At 60.0% G+C, this 14,116-nt stretch carries 15 protein-coding genes; 6 read left to right on the top strand and 9 right to left on the bottom strand.

From position 1 onward, the window contains the following. Positions 1 to 33: 33 nt before the first annotated feature. The 3 genes from ribD to glyA form a co-directional block, all read right to left on the bottom strand. The gene (gene ribD, locus KT71_RS04315) at positions 34 to 1,167 is read right to left on the bottom strand and encodes a bifunctional diaminohydroxyphosphoribosylaminopyrimidine deaminase/5-amino-6-(5-phosphoribosylamino)uracil reductase RibD (protein ID WP_008292676.1); all 1,134 of its coding nucleotides are present in this window, start codon (positions 1,165 to 1,167) and stop codon (positions 34 to 36) included. A gap of 15 nt (positions 1,168 to 1,182) precedes the next feature. After that, entirely contained in the window at positions 1,183 to 1,683 is a 501-nt protein-coding gene (gene nrdR / locus KT71_RS04310; RefSeq protein WP_008292677.1) for a transcriptional regulator NrdR, read from the bottom strand. A 108-nt stretch (positions 1,684 to 1,791) separates the two neighbouring features. Next, positions 1,792 to 3,087, bottom strand: coding sequence for a serine hydroxymethyltransferase (gene glyA, locus KT71_RS04305; protein ID WP_008292678.1), 1,296 nt, complete (start codon positions 3,085 to 3,087; stop codon positions 1,792 to 1,794). A gap of 126 nt (positions 3,088 to 3,213) precedes the next feature. Here glyA and ettA point away from each other — a divergent pair, with 126 nt between their 5' ends. The 3 genes from ettA to KT71_RS04290 all read left to right on the top strand — a co-directional run bounded on the left by ettA (position 3,214) and on the right by KT71_RS04290 (position 6,214). After that, positions 3,214 to 4,878 carry an energy-dependent translational throttle protein EttA gene (ettA, locus tag KT71_RS04300; protein ID WP_008292679.1) on the top strand — a complete coding sequence of 555 codons (1,665 nt, stop codon included), beginning with the start codon at positions 3,214 to 3,216 and terminating at the stop codon, positions 4,876 to 4,878. A gap of 62 nt (positions 4,879 to 4,940) precedes the next feature. Further along, positions 4,941 to 5,309, top strand: coding sequence for a PilZ domain-containing protein (locus KT71_RS04295; protein WP_008292680.1), 369 nt, complete (start codon positions 4,941 to 4,943; stop codon positions 5,307 to 5,309). A gap of 11 nt (positions 5,310 to 5,320) precedes the next feature. Beyond that, the gene (locus KT71_RS04290; protein ID WP_152025168.1) at positions 5,321 to 6,214 is read left to right on the top strand and encodes a peptidyl-prolyl cis-trans isomerase; all 894 of its coding nucleotides are present in this window, start codon (positions 5,321 to 5,323) and stop codon (positions 6,212 to 6,214) included. 10 nt (positions 6,215 to 6,224) lie between these two features. Here the strand turns inward: KT71_RS04290 and radA are convergent, their stop codons facing one another. Beyond that, positions 6,225 to 7,595 (bottom strand): DNA repair protein RadA, encoded by a 1,371-nt coding sequence (gene radA, locus KT71_RS04285; protein ID WP_008292682.1) that lies wholly within the window; start codon positions 7,593 to 7,595, stop codon positions 6,225 to 6,227. A gap of 93 nt (positions 7,596 to 7,688) precedes the next feature. On the opposite strand from radA, the gene KT71_RS04280 reads away from it, so the two are divergent. Genes KT71_RS04280 through KT71_RS04270 form a run of 3 tightly spaced genes read left to right on the top strand, consistent with a single transcriptional unit; the run spans position 7,689 to position 10,076 of the window. After that, positions 7,689 to 8,450, top strand: coding sequence for a DnaT-like ssDNA-binding domain-containing protein (locus tag KT71_RS04280; RefSeq protein WP_051403793.1), 762 nt, complete (start codon positions 7,689 to 7,691; stop codon positions 8,448 to 8,450). Then, positions 8,362 to 9,033, top strand: a complete 672-nt coding sequence (locus KT71_RS04275; RefSeq protein ID WP_008292683.1) for a replication protein P — start codon at positions 8,362 to 8,364, stop codon at positions 9,031 to 9,033. The genes KT71_RS04280 and KT71_RS04275 overlap by 89 nt, the downstream gene beginning before the upstream one ends. Positions 9,034 to 9,041: 8 nt before the next feature. Further along, positions 9,042 to 10,076, top strand: a complete 1,035-nt coding sequence (locus KT71_RS04270; RefSeq protein WP_023659948.1) for a polysaccharide deacetylase family protein — start codon at positions 9,042 to 9,044, stop codon at positions 10,074 to 10,076. A gap of 58 nt (positions 10,077 to 10,134) precedes the next feature. On the opposite strand, the gene dnaB is transcribed toward KT71_RS04270, so the two are convergent. The 5 genes from dnaB to rpsF all read right to left on the bottom strand — a co-directional run bounded on the left by dnaB (position 10,135) and on the right by rpsF (position 14,052). Next, positions 10,135 to 11,574, bottom strand: coding sequence for a replicative DNA helicase (gene dnaB, locus KT71_RS04265; protein WP_008292685.1), 1,440 nt, complete (start codon positions 11,572 to 11,574; stop codon positions 10,135 to 10,137). Between the two features lie 164 nt (positions 11,575 to 11,738). Then, on the bottom strand, positions 11,739 to 12,188 hold the full coding sequence (rplI, locus tag KT71_RS04260) for a 50S ribosomal protein L9 (RefSeq protein WP_023659947.1): 450 nt from the start codon (positions 12,186 to 12,188) through the stop codon (positions 11,739 to 11,741). Positions 12,189 to 12,241: 53 nt separating this feature from the next. Next, entirely contained in the window at positions 12,242 to 13,270 is a 1,029-nt protein-coding gene (locus KT71_RS04255; protein ID WP_008292687.1) for a membrane protein, read from the bottom strand. A 61-nt stretch (positions 13,271 to 13,331) separates the two neighbouring features. Next, the gene (rpsR, locus tag KT71_RS04250; RefSeq protein WP_008292688.1) at positions 13,332 to 13,559 is read right to left on the bottom strand and encodes a 30S ribosomal protein S18; all 228 of its coding nucleotides are present in this window, start codon (positions 13,557 to 13,559) and stop codon (positions 13,332 to 13,334) included. Between the two features lie 40 nt (positions 13,560 to 13,599). Further along, positions 13,600 to 14,052: a 30S ribosomal protein S6 gene (rpsF, locus tag KT71_RS04245; RefSeq protein WP_008292689.1), complete on the bottom strand. Its 453-nt coding sequence runs from the start codon at positions 14,050 to 14,052 to the stop codon at positions 13,600 to 13,602. Positions 14,053 to 14,116: the final 64 nt, after the last annotated feature.

Here is a 14,116-nt window from a genome sequence, read left to right as displayed (position 1 = left end):
CGATTGGCGTCAATAATGCTTAGAGGACAGCTGCTACGCGACACTCTGCGGCACAAAAACGAATCGATGGTCGTCGCCTATCTGCCGGCGATCGACCAACTGCAATCTGAGCGCCTCCGCCATCTCATCGAGGGGCAACTCCAGCAAGGGCCGAGCGCGGCTACCCAACAGGACCGGCGCGATATACACAATCAGCGCATCCGCCATACCGCTTCGCAGCATGGCACCCGCCAAAGTGGGCCCGGATTCTAGCAGAATCTCGTTGCACTCCCTCGCGGCGAGGGCAGCCATGATTTCTGCCGGTGCAACACCACCCGCCTCACCGGGCAGCGCCAGGTGCTCCAGGGTTTCCGGAAGATGCGAGGCATCGGCGCCACTTCCATGAAGAATCAGACTGGGCTGCTCGCCCTGCAGGACCGCGGCGTGCGCCGGCGTACGCAGGTGCCTGTCCGCAACGACCCTGAGGGCACGACGTTGCGGAGCGGGCAATAGCTCATCGTCAAAGGCGCTGTCCCGCACGGTCAATGCGCAATCATCCTCCAGCACGGTCCCTACGCCCGTGAGAATGGCGCAGCTCTCCGCGCGGAGTTTTTGCACATCCAAACGCGCCTGAGGCCCCGTGATCCACTGACTTTCTCCCGACGCCATAGCCGTCCGCCCATCAAGAGACATCGCCAGCTTGATGCGCAATCGAGGCCTGCCGAGACGCTGGCGCTGCAGAAATCCTGCCAGCTGCGCCTCCACCTGGTCGGCCATCAGGCCCTGGTGAACGGCCAGGCCCTCAGCCTGAAGGCGATGAATGCCTCCGCCATCCACTTTGGGATTGGGATCCCGCAAACCCACGAAGACCCTTGCAACACCGGCGGCTATCAAGGCATTGCAGCAGGGAGGCGTACGTCCCGTATGTGCACAGGGCTCCAGCGTGACGTAAGCGGTGCTGCCGCGGGCGGCATCACCGGCGGCCTTGAGCGCCATTATCTCGGCATGATCGCCCCCGGCGGGCTGGGTAAAACCCTCACCCACCACCGTAGAGTCTCGAACCAGTACGCAGCCCACATGGGGATTGGGCCGGGCCCAGTATTTACCTCGCTCCGCAAGACGCAGAGCACGGGCCATGAACTGGCGATCGCCAGCGTCGGGAGTATCACTTGGCATTGCAACGGCCATGGGACAAAAGACTCCTCAGGCGTCGCTGTCAGCAGAGGAAGAATCCGTGGCGAGTTTTCGTTCCGGTTCGGCCTGCAGTCGCTCGATAGCGGCCTGAAACTCAGCGATATCCTCAAAACTCCGATACACCGACGCGAAGCGCACGTAGGCGACCTTGTCCAGCTCTTTGAGACTGTCCATCACCAGCTCCCCGAGCACCCGGGAGTTCACCTCCCGTTCACCGGTGGCGCGGAGTTTCTGTTTGATATGGCTTATTTCCGCCTCAATCAGCTCCACGGACACGGGACGCTTTTCCAATGCGCGGAGAAACCCGGCGCGCAGCTTGTCCTCGTTGAAGGGTTCGCGACTACCGTTTTGCTTGATGACCCGGGGCATGACCAGCTCGGCCTGCTCGTAGGTCGTAAAGCGTTCCTTGCAGGACAGGCATTCACGACGGCGACGCACCTGGGCCCCGTCGGTCACCAGACGGGAATCGATCACCTTGGTGTCGTCATCCGAGCAAAACGGACAGTGCATGGACGGAGGCCTTTGTTGCTGTGAAAGTTGCTGAGAAAGTTGCTGCGAAGGTGCTGCGAAGCTTACGGCACGAGCGGCTGCGTCTTTGGCGTTCGCTCGCGCCCGGGCTCAGGCGGCGACCGCCGCCCCGGCCGCGGGACGTTCCCCGTAAACGGGAAAACGTGCGCAGATAGCGAGGACCTGGGTTTTCACTTTGGCGATCGTTGCCTCGGCATCGCCCGTTTCCAGCGCTTCCAGGACATCACACATCCAGTTCGTGAGCTCCCGGGTTTCCTTTTCGCCAAAACCGCGTGTGGTAATCGCCGGCGTGCCCACGCGCAACCCCGAGGTGATAAACGGTGAGCGGGGGTCGTTGGGCACCGCGTTTTTGTTCACGGTAATGTTTGCCGCCTCGAGAGCGGCATCGGCATCTTTACCGGTATAAGACTTACCGATGAGATCGACCAGCATCAGGTGATTGTCTGTACCACCGGATACGATGTTGATACCGCGCTCCATAAAGGTCGCTGCCATAGTCCGGGCGTTCGCCACCACCTGCTTCTGATAGACAACGAAGTCGGGCTGCTGAGCCTCGAGAAAACTCACGGCTTTTGCCGCGATGGCATGCATGAGGGGACCACCCTGGCCACCGGGGAACACCGCAGACTGGAATTTCTTTTCCAGCGCTTCATTGGCTTTAGCCAGAATAATGCCGCCCCGGGGACCGCGAAGGGTTTTGTGCGTAGTCGATGTGACCACATCGGCATAGGGAACAGGGTTGGGATAAACCCCCGCCGCCACTAGTCCGGCAACGTGCGCCATATCCACCAGCAGATAGGCACCCACCTCGTCGGCGATGGCGCGATAACGGGCCCAGTCCACCACGCGACTATAAGCCGAGAAACCACCGATAATCATGGCGGGTTTATGTTCCCGGGCAAGGGCGTCAATCTGGTCGTAATCGATTTCTCCCGTGGCGTTGTCCAGCCCGTACTGCACCGCGTTGTAGTGCTTACCGGAGAAATTGGGCTTGGCACCGTGGGTAAGATGGCCTCCGTCCGCCAAACTCATACCCAGAATCGTATCCCCGGGTGTTACCAATGCCTGAAACACCGCCGAGTTTGCCTGGGAGCCCGAATGGGGCTGCACGTTTGCGTAGTCGGCGCCAAACAGCGCCTTGGCGCGCTCGATTGCCAGCTCCTCAGCCTTATCTACGAATTCACAACCGCCGTAGTAACGCTTGCCGGCGTAGCCCTCGGCATACTTGTTCGTTAGCACAGAACCCTGCGCCTGAAGCACCCGTGGGCTGGCGTAGTTCTCCGAGGCAATGAGTTCAATATGCTCTTCCTGACGACGCTCCTCGTCACAGATGGCAGAAAACAGGGCATCGTCGAAGCCCTCAATGGACATGGCATCGTCAAACATGGCGATCTCTCCTGATGCGCTTAAAGGTGGGAAAGGCGGGATTTTAACCGAAAGCCGGCATCTGGCCTATCTCGTCGGCGCTTTTGTTAGAATCCGCGCGTTCAAACAGAGGAAATACACACCGCTATGGCACAGTACGTCTACAGCATGAACCGTGTGGGCAAGGTCGTCCCACCGAAGAAGACCATCCTTGAAAACATCTCCCTGTCGTTCTTTCCCGGCGCCAAGATTGGTGTTTTGGGTCTTAATGGCTCCGGCAAGTCGACACTCCTGAAGATCATGGCGGGTTTGGACACGGACATTCTGGGGGAGGCCCGCCCCCAGCCCGATCTCAAAATCGGCTATCTGCCCCAGGAGCCACAGCTGGATCCCGCCAAAGATGTCCGCGGCAACGTCGAGGAGGGCCTGAGCGACGCCCTGGATGCCCTCGCAGGCCTGGAAAAGGTTTATGCCGACTATGCTGAGCCCGACGCGGATTTTGATGCCCTTGCAAAGGAACAGGCGCGCCTTGAAGATATTATTCAGGCTACGGACGCCCACAATATCGATCACCGTCTGGAAGTTGCCGCCGACGCCTTGCGTCTACCTCCATGGGACGCCGACGTCAGCACGCTCTCCGGTGGTGAACGTCGTCGGGTGGCGCTGTGCCGGCTACTGCTCTCCGGACCGGACATGCTGCTCCTGGATGAGCCTACCAACCATCTCGATGCAGAGAGCGTCGCCTGGCTTGAGCGCTTTTTAGAGGATTTTCCCGGTACCGTCGTCGCTATCACCCACGACCGCTATTTTCTGGACAACGCCGCGGGCTGGATCCTCGAGCTGGATCGCGGCCGCGGCATTCCCTACGAAGGAAACTACTCCGACTGGCTCAATGCCAAGGAGCAGCGACTGGAGTCGGAACAGCGGCAGGAAGCCTCGCACCAGAAAGCCATCAAGGCCGAGCTAGAGTGGGTGCGCAGCAACCCCAAAGGCCGCCAGGCCAAGAGCAAGGCACGCCTGGCCCGCTTTGAAGAGCTCCAGTCCCAGGAATTTCAGAGCCGCAACGAGACCAATGAGATCTACATTCCCCCGGGCCCCCGCCTGGGGGACAAGGTCATCGAGATACAGAATCTTCGCAAAACCTACGACGATCGTCTTCTCTTTGAAGATCTGACGCTTTCCGTACCCAAGGGCAGCATCGTCGGGATCATCGGTGCCAATGGCATGGGTAAATCCACCCTGTTCCGACTGATCAACGGCGAAGAGCAGCCCGACGCGGGGACCATCGAACTCGGTGAAACGGTCAAACTCGCCTACGTGGACCAGTCCCGGGAAGATCTCGCGGGCGAGAAAACCGTCTGGGAGGAGATTTCTGAAGGCCACGACATCATGAACATCGGCGGCTATGAGGTGAATTCCCGCTCCTACGTGGGTCGCTTTAACTTCAAGGGTGCCGACCAGCAAAAATATGTAAAGGACCTCTCCGGTGGTGAGCGCAATCGCCTGCACCTCGCCAAGCTGTTGAAGCAGGGGGCAAACGTGCTTCTTCTTGACGAGCCCACAAATGACCTCGATGTGGAGACCCTTCGCGCCCTCGAAGAGGCCATTCTGGCGTTTCCCGGATCGGCCATGATCATTTCTCACGATCGCTGGTTCCTGGACCGGGTCGCCACCCACATTCTTGCCTATGAAGATGATGGTGGTGTGGTGTTTCACGAGGGGAATTACAGCGATTACGAGGAAGACCGACGCCAGCGTATGGGTGCCGCAGCGGACCAGCCCCAGCGCCTTCGCTACCGCAAGCTAAAATAGCGTTTCCAGCGGCCCCGGGCTGTGATTCAATGCGGCGTAGCTTGTGTATCAGAGGTTAAAGAATGAGTGATTTCCCCGGGGAGCGCCGCGCGTTTTCCCGCGCAAAAATCGACCTCCCGGTGGAGATTCACCAGGGTGGCAGCGTCTGGAAGCAACGACTGATCGATATTTCTGTGGCGGGGGTATCCACGGATCAGCCGGATGTCTGGGACGCACAGTACAACGAGCCCTTCACCCTGGTGATCGACGCGGGCCGCTACGGCATTCTGGAACTGCATGCCTACCTGCAACACGTCGAAGCCGGGAGACTGGGTTTTGCGGTGCAGCACGGCGACGGTAACAATGTCGAGCCCCTGCGCTCTCTGCTCTCCGAGCATATCCCGGACCCCCTCGCCCTCGAAGCCGACATCGAAAAACTGAACAAGCAGTAGCGGCGAGGGTGTTGAAAAAAGCAAGAGTGGCGAGCGCTGACACCTTGACGGAAAGGTCTGCCGGAAGGGGGCTCTTCCGGGACCCTCTCCTGCATTTTGTCCTGCTGGGTCTCTTGCTGTTCTTCGCTTACCTGTCCCTCAATGATCAAGACAGCAGCAACGAGGACATCGTCGTCAGCGTTGCCCAGCAGGAACAGTTGATTGCCGCCTATACCCGCGTCTGGCGACGTCCTCCTAAGGCCCTTGAACTCAAGGGTTTGCTGGACGATTACATCCGCGAGGAGATCGCCAACCGGGAGGCCCTTGCCCTGGGCTTTGCGGCCAACGACCCTGTCGTGCGCCGTCGTCTCCGTCAGAAGTATGAATCCTTTATGGACCAGTTTGCCGCCTCGGTGGAACCATCAGAGGACGAGCTGCAGCAATGGTATGAGACCCGTATGACGGACTACAGCGAAGACGCCCGCTATAGCCTTCGCCATCGATTTTTCAGCAGTGACCGCCGGGAAGACGCCAGAGGCGATGCAGCCTCGGCCCTCGCCGGCCTCGCGCCTGCCGATCCAGAGGCGGACCCTGCCCTCGGTGATGCTCTGGCCATGCCCCAACGCTATGAGGACACGCGGGAAACAGAACTTGCCAGTCGCTTTGGTCAGGGCTTTACCGATAGCCTGAGCGCCCTCCCCGAGGGCCGCTGGTCCGGTCCGGTGCCCTCAGCCTATGGCTACCACCTGGTCTTTATCGAAAGTGTACGCGCCCGGGCGCAACCACCCCTCGGTGCTGTGCGCGCCGCCGTGCTGCGCGACTGGCGCGCGGAACACGTGGAGAAAGCCCGGGAGGAGCTCTACGCGAGCCTCCTTGACCGCTACACCGTGAAAATTCAAACACCTGCGGAAACATCCGACAGCTGATGCGAACGGACTAGAAATCCAGCGCCAACGCCTCTCCCAGGGTAGCCACGGCGTGTACCTCCATGCCCCTGGGTGCCGTCTTGGGGGCGTTGCCCCGGGGCACTATCGCTCTGGCGAAACCATGTTTCGCCGCCTCGGACAGACGCTCCTGCCCCGAGGGCACAGGGCGAATCTCACCAGCGAGTCCCACCTCGCCGAAGACCACGAGATCGCGGGGTAATGGACGGTCCCGGAAGCTCGAAACGATAGCCAGGAGCAACGCGAGGTCAACGCTGGTCTCCAGGACTCGGACACCACCGACCACATTGGCAAAAACATCCTGATCCCCTACCTGCAAGCCACCGTGGCGATGGAGGATGGCCAGGAGCATCGCCAGGCGATTCTGTTCCAGACCCACCGCCAGGCGGCGGGGATTTCCCAGAGGACTGTCATCGACAAGGGCCTGTATTTCCACCAGCAGGGGGCGCGTGCCCTCCCAGACCACCATCACAACGCTGCCTGAGGACTGCTTTTCGCCCCGCTCCAGAAAAATTGCCGAGGGGTTTCGCACCTCCCGGAGACCCTGCTCCGTCATGGCAAAAATACCCAGCTCGTTCACCGCCCCAAAGCGGTTTTTCTGTCCCCGCAGGGTGCGAAAACGTTGGTCGTCGGAGCTCTCAAGCAATACGGAACAGTCGATCATGTGTTCCAGCACTTTAGGGCCGGCGAGACTGCCATCCTTGGTGACGTGACCCACCAGCAGCAACACGATGCCCCGCTGCTTCGCTGCCCGGGTGAGGGTTGCCGCGCACTCCCGCACCTGGGACACGCTCCCGGGGGCCGAACTCAGCTCTTCGCTGTAGACCACCTGGATGGAATCGACCACCAGGAGCCGGGGCTGGTGCTTATCCAGCGCCGCCAGGATGGCTTCCACATTGGTCTCCGCCATGAGCTTCAATTCATCCAGGGGCAGCGACAGACGCTGAGCGCGCATGGCGATCTGCTGGGGGCTTTCCTCGCCGGTGACATAGAGTGCCGGCATGCGACTTGCGAGCCCGCAGCAGGCCTGGAGAAGCAGTGTGCTTTTTCCGGCCCCCGGGTTTCCGCCGAGAAGAATGGCCGACCCCGGGACCAGCCCTCCTCCCAGCACACGATCAAATTCGGCCATACCCGTGGGAATGCGCCTGACCTCGGAGACATCGATCTCGCTCAGCACCCGCGCCGGCGCGAGCTCTCCCGCAAAACCGCTGCGTCCCGCGGGGGCACGGCTGGTGCTCTTAGCGCTGCCCAGACGAATTTCACTGAGCGTGTTCCAGGCACCGCAGTCACTGCACTGTCCCTGCCACTTGTGATAGTCCGAACCGCAATCACTGCAAACGAAGGCTGTTTTTGCCTTGGCCATCAACATTTCCCTGTGAAAACTCAGGCGCGATGCTACAACTAATGACGCAAGCTGGGTATGCTGTGCGGCCGCTATCTTTAAGCAGAAGTGTGCATGGCTCCTCGCCCCCTCATTCCCGACTCGCAACTGGTTTTTTCCGCTGAGCTGGCGGCGGCTGTGGGCCTGGCCGAGGCGGTATTGCTGCAGCAAATCAAGGGCTTGTATCTCCACCAGCCGGCGACCCGTCGCGATGGCCTGGCCTGGCTCCACGTCAGCCGGGCCTACCTGCTTCAGCTGCTACCCTTCTGGAATCCGCGGGAACTTGAGAGCGTGTGCGAGTCCCTGGAGTCCCTGGGTCTGTTGTGCATCGATCGACAGACAGCGGCTCAGGACTGTCTGCTGCTGGCGATCAACGAATCTCCCGCCAGCACTGCGGCATCGACAAGCCAGGCTTCCCATGCCTCAGCATCGACCACCCCTGCAAAAGCAGCCGCGCCCACCATGGCAACGCCAGCCACCGAAAGAAAAGCACCCGCGGCGGCGATGCCCAGACCCGCCAAACGCACGGGAGAACCCCTGCCACCGGACTTTCAACCCAGCGAGGACATGCTCGAACTCCTTGAGCGTTTTCATGGCGTGCCCCGAGGATTTGCCCTGCAGCAGATAGAGGATTTCACGCTGTATTGGCGGGAAAGAGGGAGCGCCGGGCACGCCTGGCAAAATCGATTCAAACAGCATGTACAATTCCAATGGGCGCGACAGCAACAGGAAACGACAGGAGTTGATCATGGAGGACAGCGGGGAACTGGCGCAGCGCGTCGAACGCGAGATAGCAGCCTCGAAAGCGACCTCACCGATACCTCCTGGGCAGAGTGACTCGCGCCTCAAGCCGGAGCCCGCACTGGTCGAGGCCATCAACCAGGTCTTTGCGCTTTTCCGACTGAATTACCACAACCAGTACTACGCGGCGTTTAGCGAGGCCGAGCAGCTGAGACAGATCAAAAAGCTGTGGCTGGACTCCCTGAAAGATATCCCTCCTGTCCAGATCCTCCAGGGTGCCAAGCTCGCCATTGAAAACAGCGAGTATCTGCCGACGCTGAATCGTATGCACAAGTGTTGCGAAGAGAGTCTGCCGGCCCTGGGGCTCCCGGCGGCCAGAACGGCCTACCTGGAGGCCTGCAACGCCGGCTCACCGCCAGAACATAAGCGCTGGTCCCATCCGGCGGTTTACTGGGCCGGTCGGGACAGCGGCTGGCAACAGCTGGCCACCAGCGCCGAAGCCCAAAGCTGGCCGCTGTTTAAGAGCCACTATCAGTCTCGCTGCGCAGCGGTGCTCGCGGGTGAGGAAACACCCCCGGTGCCGGCGCCGGCAAAAAACCGCTTAAGCTCAACGGCTCTGGAGGGAGAAGCAGCCCTCGCACAGTTGCAACGCCTGAAAAACGACAACGATCTCACCTAGGAAGCCTCATGCTGTCACCTCACAATTTTGCCCTGCCATCTGACCGACAAGCTGCTCTGCGACCTCCCCGTCGGACCATGAAGCGCCTGTGTCTCGGCGCCCTGGCGGGTCTCGCCGGGGCTTTGCTGTCCGGCGCATCCCTCGCGCAGAGCGAGGATCCCGCAACCCCCTGGAACTGGTCTGACGACACGGTCTTTAATGCGGTTAATCAGGTGCGGGCAGGAAAGGATCTCACACCAGAGCAATGGCCCGGTGGCGCCCGGGTGGCGGTGCTATTGTCCTTTGACGTGGATAACGAAACGGTCATGGGCCTGCGCACCGGCGAAGTGAGCATCGGCCCCCTCTCTCAGGGGCAGTACGGGCACCGCGTGGCCCTGCCCCGCATCGTCAAGCTTGTGGATGACGAGGCCATCCCCTCGACGTTTTTCTTTCCTGCCTGGAGCCTGAAAATCGCGCCGGAGCAGGCCGCGCTGATCAATGCATCGGGGGATCATGAGATTGCTGTCCATGGCTGGATACATGAACGCAATACCAGCCTCGATGCCGACACGGAAGCGCGGCTTCTAGCGCAGGCGATGGATACCATTGAGGAGATCAGTGGCAGACGCCCCGTGGGCTATCGCGCACCGTCCTGGAACCACAGTCCCGCCACGCTCTCCATCGTCCGCGAGATGGGTTTCCTCTACGAGAGCTCACTTATGCACGACGATCGACCTTACGAGCTGGTGCAGAATGGGGAGCCTACGGATCTTGTGGAGCTGCCCGTAGACTGGATTCTGGACGATGCACCCCTCATGAACCCCCTGGGCAACCGCTACATGAACCCCCGGGACATCATGCAGGTGTGGATCGATGAATTTGATAAAGCCTGGGAAGAAGGCACGCTGTTCCTCCTCACCCTGCACCCCCATGTGAGTGGCCACCGCTCACGCATTGTCGCCCTCGAGGGCCTCATCGAGCACATAAAGAGCAAGGGTGATGTCTGGTTCGCTACCCATGAAGACGCTGCACGCTATGTGCGCGCTCAGGCTGGTATGGATTGATGAGCTTTAGGGCCCGGTGCTCTGCGCCGAGCTAGCTGCCGGGCACGCATGCGTCCAATCAGAACCCTTCGGAATATCCGCCCGAGGCGCCCCGGGCAAGATTTTCAAAGCGGGTGTATTCCCCAAAGAACGCCAGACGGCAGGTACCGATGGGACCGTTTCGCTGTTTGCCGATAATGATTTCTGCGATGCCTTTATCCGCGGAGTCGGGGTTATACACCTCATCACGATAGATAAACATAATCACATCTGCGTCCTGCTCGATGGCGCCGGACTCCCGCAGATCTGAATTCACCGGCCGCTTGTTCGGGCGCTGCTCCAGAGAACGGTTGAGCTGGGACAAGGCCACTACAGGGCATCGGAACTCTTTCGCGATGGCCTTGAGGCTACGCGAAATCTCCGAGATCTCCGCCGTGCGGCCCTCGGACGCTCCCGCAACCTGCATCAGCTGCATGTAGTCAATCATGATCATGGCGATGTTGCCGTGTTCGCGCTTGACCCGTCGGGCGCGGCTGCGAACCTCCGTGGGCGTCAAAGCGGGTGTGTCGTCAATGAGCAGACCCGTATTTTTCAGCTTTCCGACCGCGTTGGAGAGGCTCTCCCAGCCGGCCTGATCAAGGCGCCCCGTGCGCACCAGGGTCTGATCAATGCGACCAATCGACGACAACAAACGCATCATCAGCGCCTCGGCGGGCATTTCCATGGAGAACACGAGTACCGGATCCGATTGGGCAAGGATGGCGTTCTCCACCAGGTTCATGGCGAAGGCGGTCTTACCCATGGAGGGTCGCCCGGCCACAATCACCAGATCAGACTTTTGAAGACCCGAGGTAAACTTGTCGAGGTCGATGTATCCCGTGGTTAAACCCGTAATCTCGCCGCCGCTGTTACAGAGTTCCTCGATGCGTTGCACCGTTTCTGTGAGCAGCGTGCCCACATCCTGGGGCCCGCCGGCTTTGGGACCCTGCTCACCGATCTGCATGATCAGGCGCTCCGCCTCGTCGATGAGCTCCGCGGACGTGCGACCCTCGGGCGTGAATCCGCTATCGGCGATTTCCTGCGCCGCCTCAATGAGGCTCCGGAGCGCCGAACGCTCACGCACCACCTGAGCATAGGCACGAATATTCGAGGCACTGGGCGTGTTTTCGGCAAGCTCCGAGAGGTAAGCATGCCCCCCGGCGGCATCCAGTTCACCACTGAGCTGCAGCTGGTCGGCAAGGGTCACCACATCAACGGGCTGGGCGGCTTCGGCGAGGTGGCGTATCTGCCTGAAGATCAAACGGTGATCGGGACGATAAAAGTCCTCCGGACTCACCATCTCCGCCACGCTGTCCCAGGCATCCTGGGAGATCATAAGGCCACCGATAACGGACTGTTCGGCTTCAATGGATTGCGGCTGGAGCTTTATGCGGGCCACATCCCCGTCATAGGGACGGTTGGACTGAGACTGTTGTGAGCCCCGGGGATAGGAGGATTGTTGTGGGCTAGTGTCTGCCATCAGCGGGCCTTGGCGGCACAGGGCTGTCCAGAGTAGCCCAAATTAAGATAGGTAAAAAGCAAACGCGGCCCGAAAGCCGCGTTTTATTCAAGAAGTTCCCTGAGGAAAAGATCGAAGCCGGAAGTTGCCGCTTCGAGACCCCTTACTCAGGTACTACGCAGGTACTACTCTGGTACTACGGCCAGGGTAACGTCGGTCATGACGTCGGGGTGAACCTGAATTGCAATGCTGTATTCACCCGTTTCCCGAAGCGCACCCTCGGGCAGTCGGACTTCAGACTTGTCAATCTCACAGCCCGCCGCGGTGACGACATCGGCGATGTCGCGGGTACCGATGGAGCCGAACAGCTTGCCCTCTTCACCGGCATTGGCTTCGATGGTGATCACGTCGAGGGCCGCCAACGCTTCCGCGCGCTTCTCCGCCGCTGTCAGTGCTTCCGCCGCGGCACGCTCAAGTTCTGCACGCCGTGCTTCAAACTCTTTGACGTTTGCTTCTGTCGCGGGCACCGCTTTGCCCTGAGGGATCAGAAAGTTACGGCCATAGCCAGCCTTGACGGTAACCTTGTCACCCAGGCCGCCGAGGTTGCCGATGTTTTCCAGCAGAATAATTTCCATGGTTTGGTCCTCTGTATCAGTGCTCAGGAGCACTGCTATCTCACTAGTGCGAATTAATCTTTTTTGTTGTCCGGATCATCGTCATCCGGCACATCCTGTTCTTCTGGCCGATGCTCATCGTGCTCGTTCCCTGCATCGCTATCCCGGGGCGGCTCTGCCTCTCTCGACCCGCGGTCTCTCGACTCATCATCTCTCGACCCGTCGTGCGGCTCCAGGCCCGTTGACGCCTTGAGTTGCCAGCGATGGCGAAAATCCAGCAGCGTGTCCGCAAGCACGAGTCCTACAAGCCCTAATTTGGCGGCATCAAACACGAGCCATGCGGCATAAATGCCACCCATCCAAAAGCTGCTCTGGCCCTTGTAACGCGCCCTGGCGTGCAAGAGCGCAAATCCCGCAATGGTGAGAGGCAAGAGCAGTGCCGCTCCCCAGCTCCGGTAAGCCAGCCCTGCGGCCGCCAAACTGGTGGCTGCCACCGCCAGGGCCCACACCAGGGTCTTTGGCAGCTGCAGTTCTCTGAACTCCTCGCCAAAACCTCCCGGGTTGTACAACGCTGCCTGCCAGTAGCGCGCCAGTGACAGGCACAAAAAACTCAAAGCCCCGTTTGCCGTGCCCATCATGCCGGCCAACTGGGCCAGCGTGGGGGGCTGAAGTCCCAGGGACTCACCCCCGGCTTCCAGGGTCTGCTTCTCCAGGGCCGTAAAAAACTGCGCAAACAGCGCCGCTAGCTCCGAGAGCATGGACTGACCAAAAGCCAGCAACCCCGCACCGGTGACCAGTGCAACCCCGGCACTGACAACGGCGGTCAATGCCAGGTTCACGGATGTGCGCAACACCCAGGCCAACACCGCTGTGCCAAGGAGCATCACCAGGGCGCTGCTATCGCCGGACACCCGGGTCACCAGGAGCGCCGGCAAGGACGCCCAAAGCACGATCCAAAACCCTTCCTGAGCGCCTTTTCGCAGGGTCACCAAAGCGACCACCGCCGCGCCAATCCAGGCAAACAGAAGACTTCCGGAACTTGCGATAGCAAGGAGCAGTGCGCGATAGCGCCCACTCATTGCAAACCTGGCAAGACCCTGCATGCCGTTTACCTACTTACCGAAACAGATGACGCCGGGATCAACATCCGCGACGCCCCCGAAATCAGCGGTGGCCGTCTGTATAGGGCAACAGAGCGAGAAACCGTGCGCGCTTAACCGCGGTGGAAAGCTGACGCTGATACTTCGCTTTTGTGCCGGTGATACGGCTGGGAACAATCTTGCCGGTTTCAGAAATATAGGCTTTCAGGGTATCGAGATCCTTGTAATCGATCTCTTTAACGCCTTCAGCGGTAAAACGACAAAACTTACGACGACGGAAAAAACGTGCCATCTGAAATTACTCCTTATAGGTCCGCTTATGGGGCCGCGACTTAAGCTTCTGCTTCTGCAGTAGCTGGTTCGTTGCTGTCGTCAGAGGTCTTGCTGTCCCCACCTTCGCTATCGCGACGGGGCTTCTCGCTACCTTGACGGTCCTCATAACGGGACTTGCGCTCGCGGCTCTCTTTCTCGGCCTTCATGATGGGCGACTCTTCCAGTACCGGCTCGTCGCGACGGATCACGAGGTTACGGATAACGGCATCGTTATAGCGGAAAGTCGTTGTGAGCTCATCCATGGCTTCGTTGGAAGCCTCGACATTCATCAGGATGTAGTGAGCCTTGTGAACCTTGGCGATGGGGAAAGCCAGCTGTCGGCGACCCCAGTCTTCCAGTCGGTGTACGGATCCACCGTCTTTAGTGATGGTGTTGGTGTAGCGTTCAATCATGCCGGGGACCTGTTCAGACTGGTCCGGATGCACCATGAACACGATTTCGTAGTGTCGCATCAACGAGCTCCTTACGGGTTTTAGTCATCCGCTTTGCCTCTTTGCAAAGCCGTATGACAAGGAG

It is taken from the genome of Congregibacter litoralis KT71, from assembly GCF_000153125.2.
Lineage (GTDB): Bacteria > Pseudomonadota > Gammaproteobacteria > Pseudomonadales > Halieaceae > Congregibacter > Congregibacter litoralis.
Note: the sequence above shows the minus strand (reverse complement) of the source record. Positions and strands in the feature narration are given on the sequence as shown.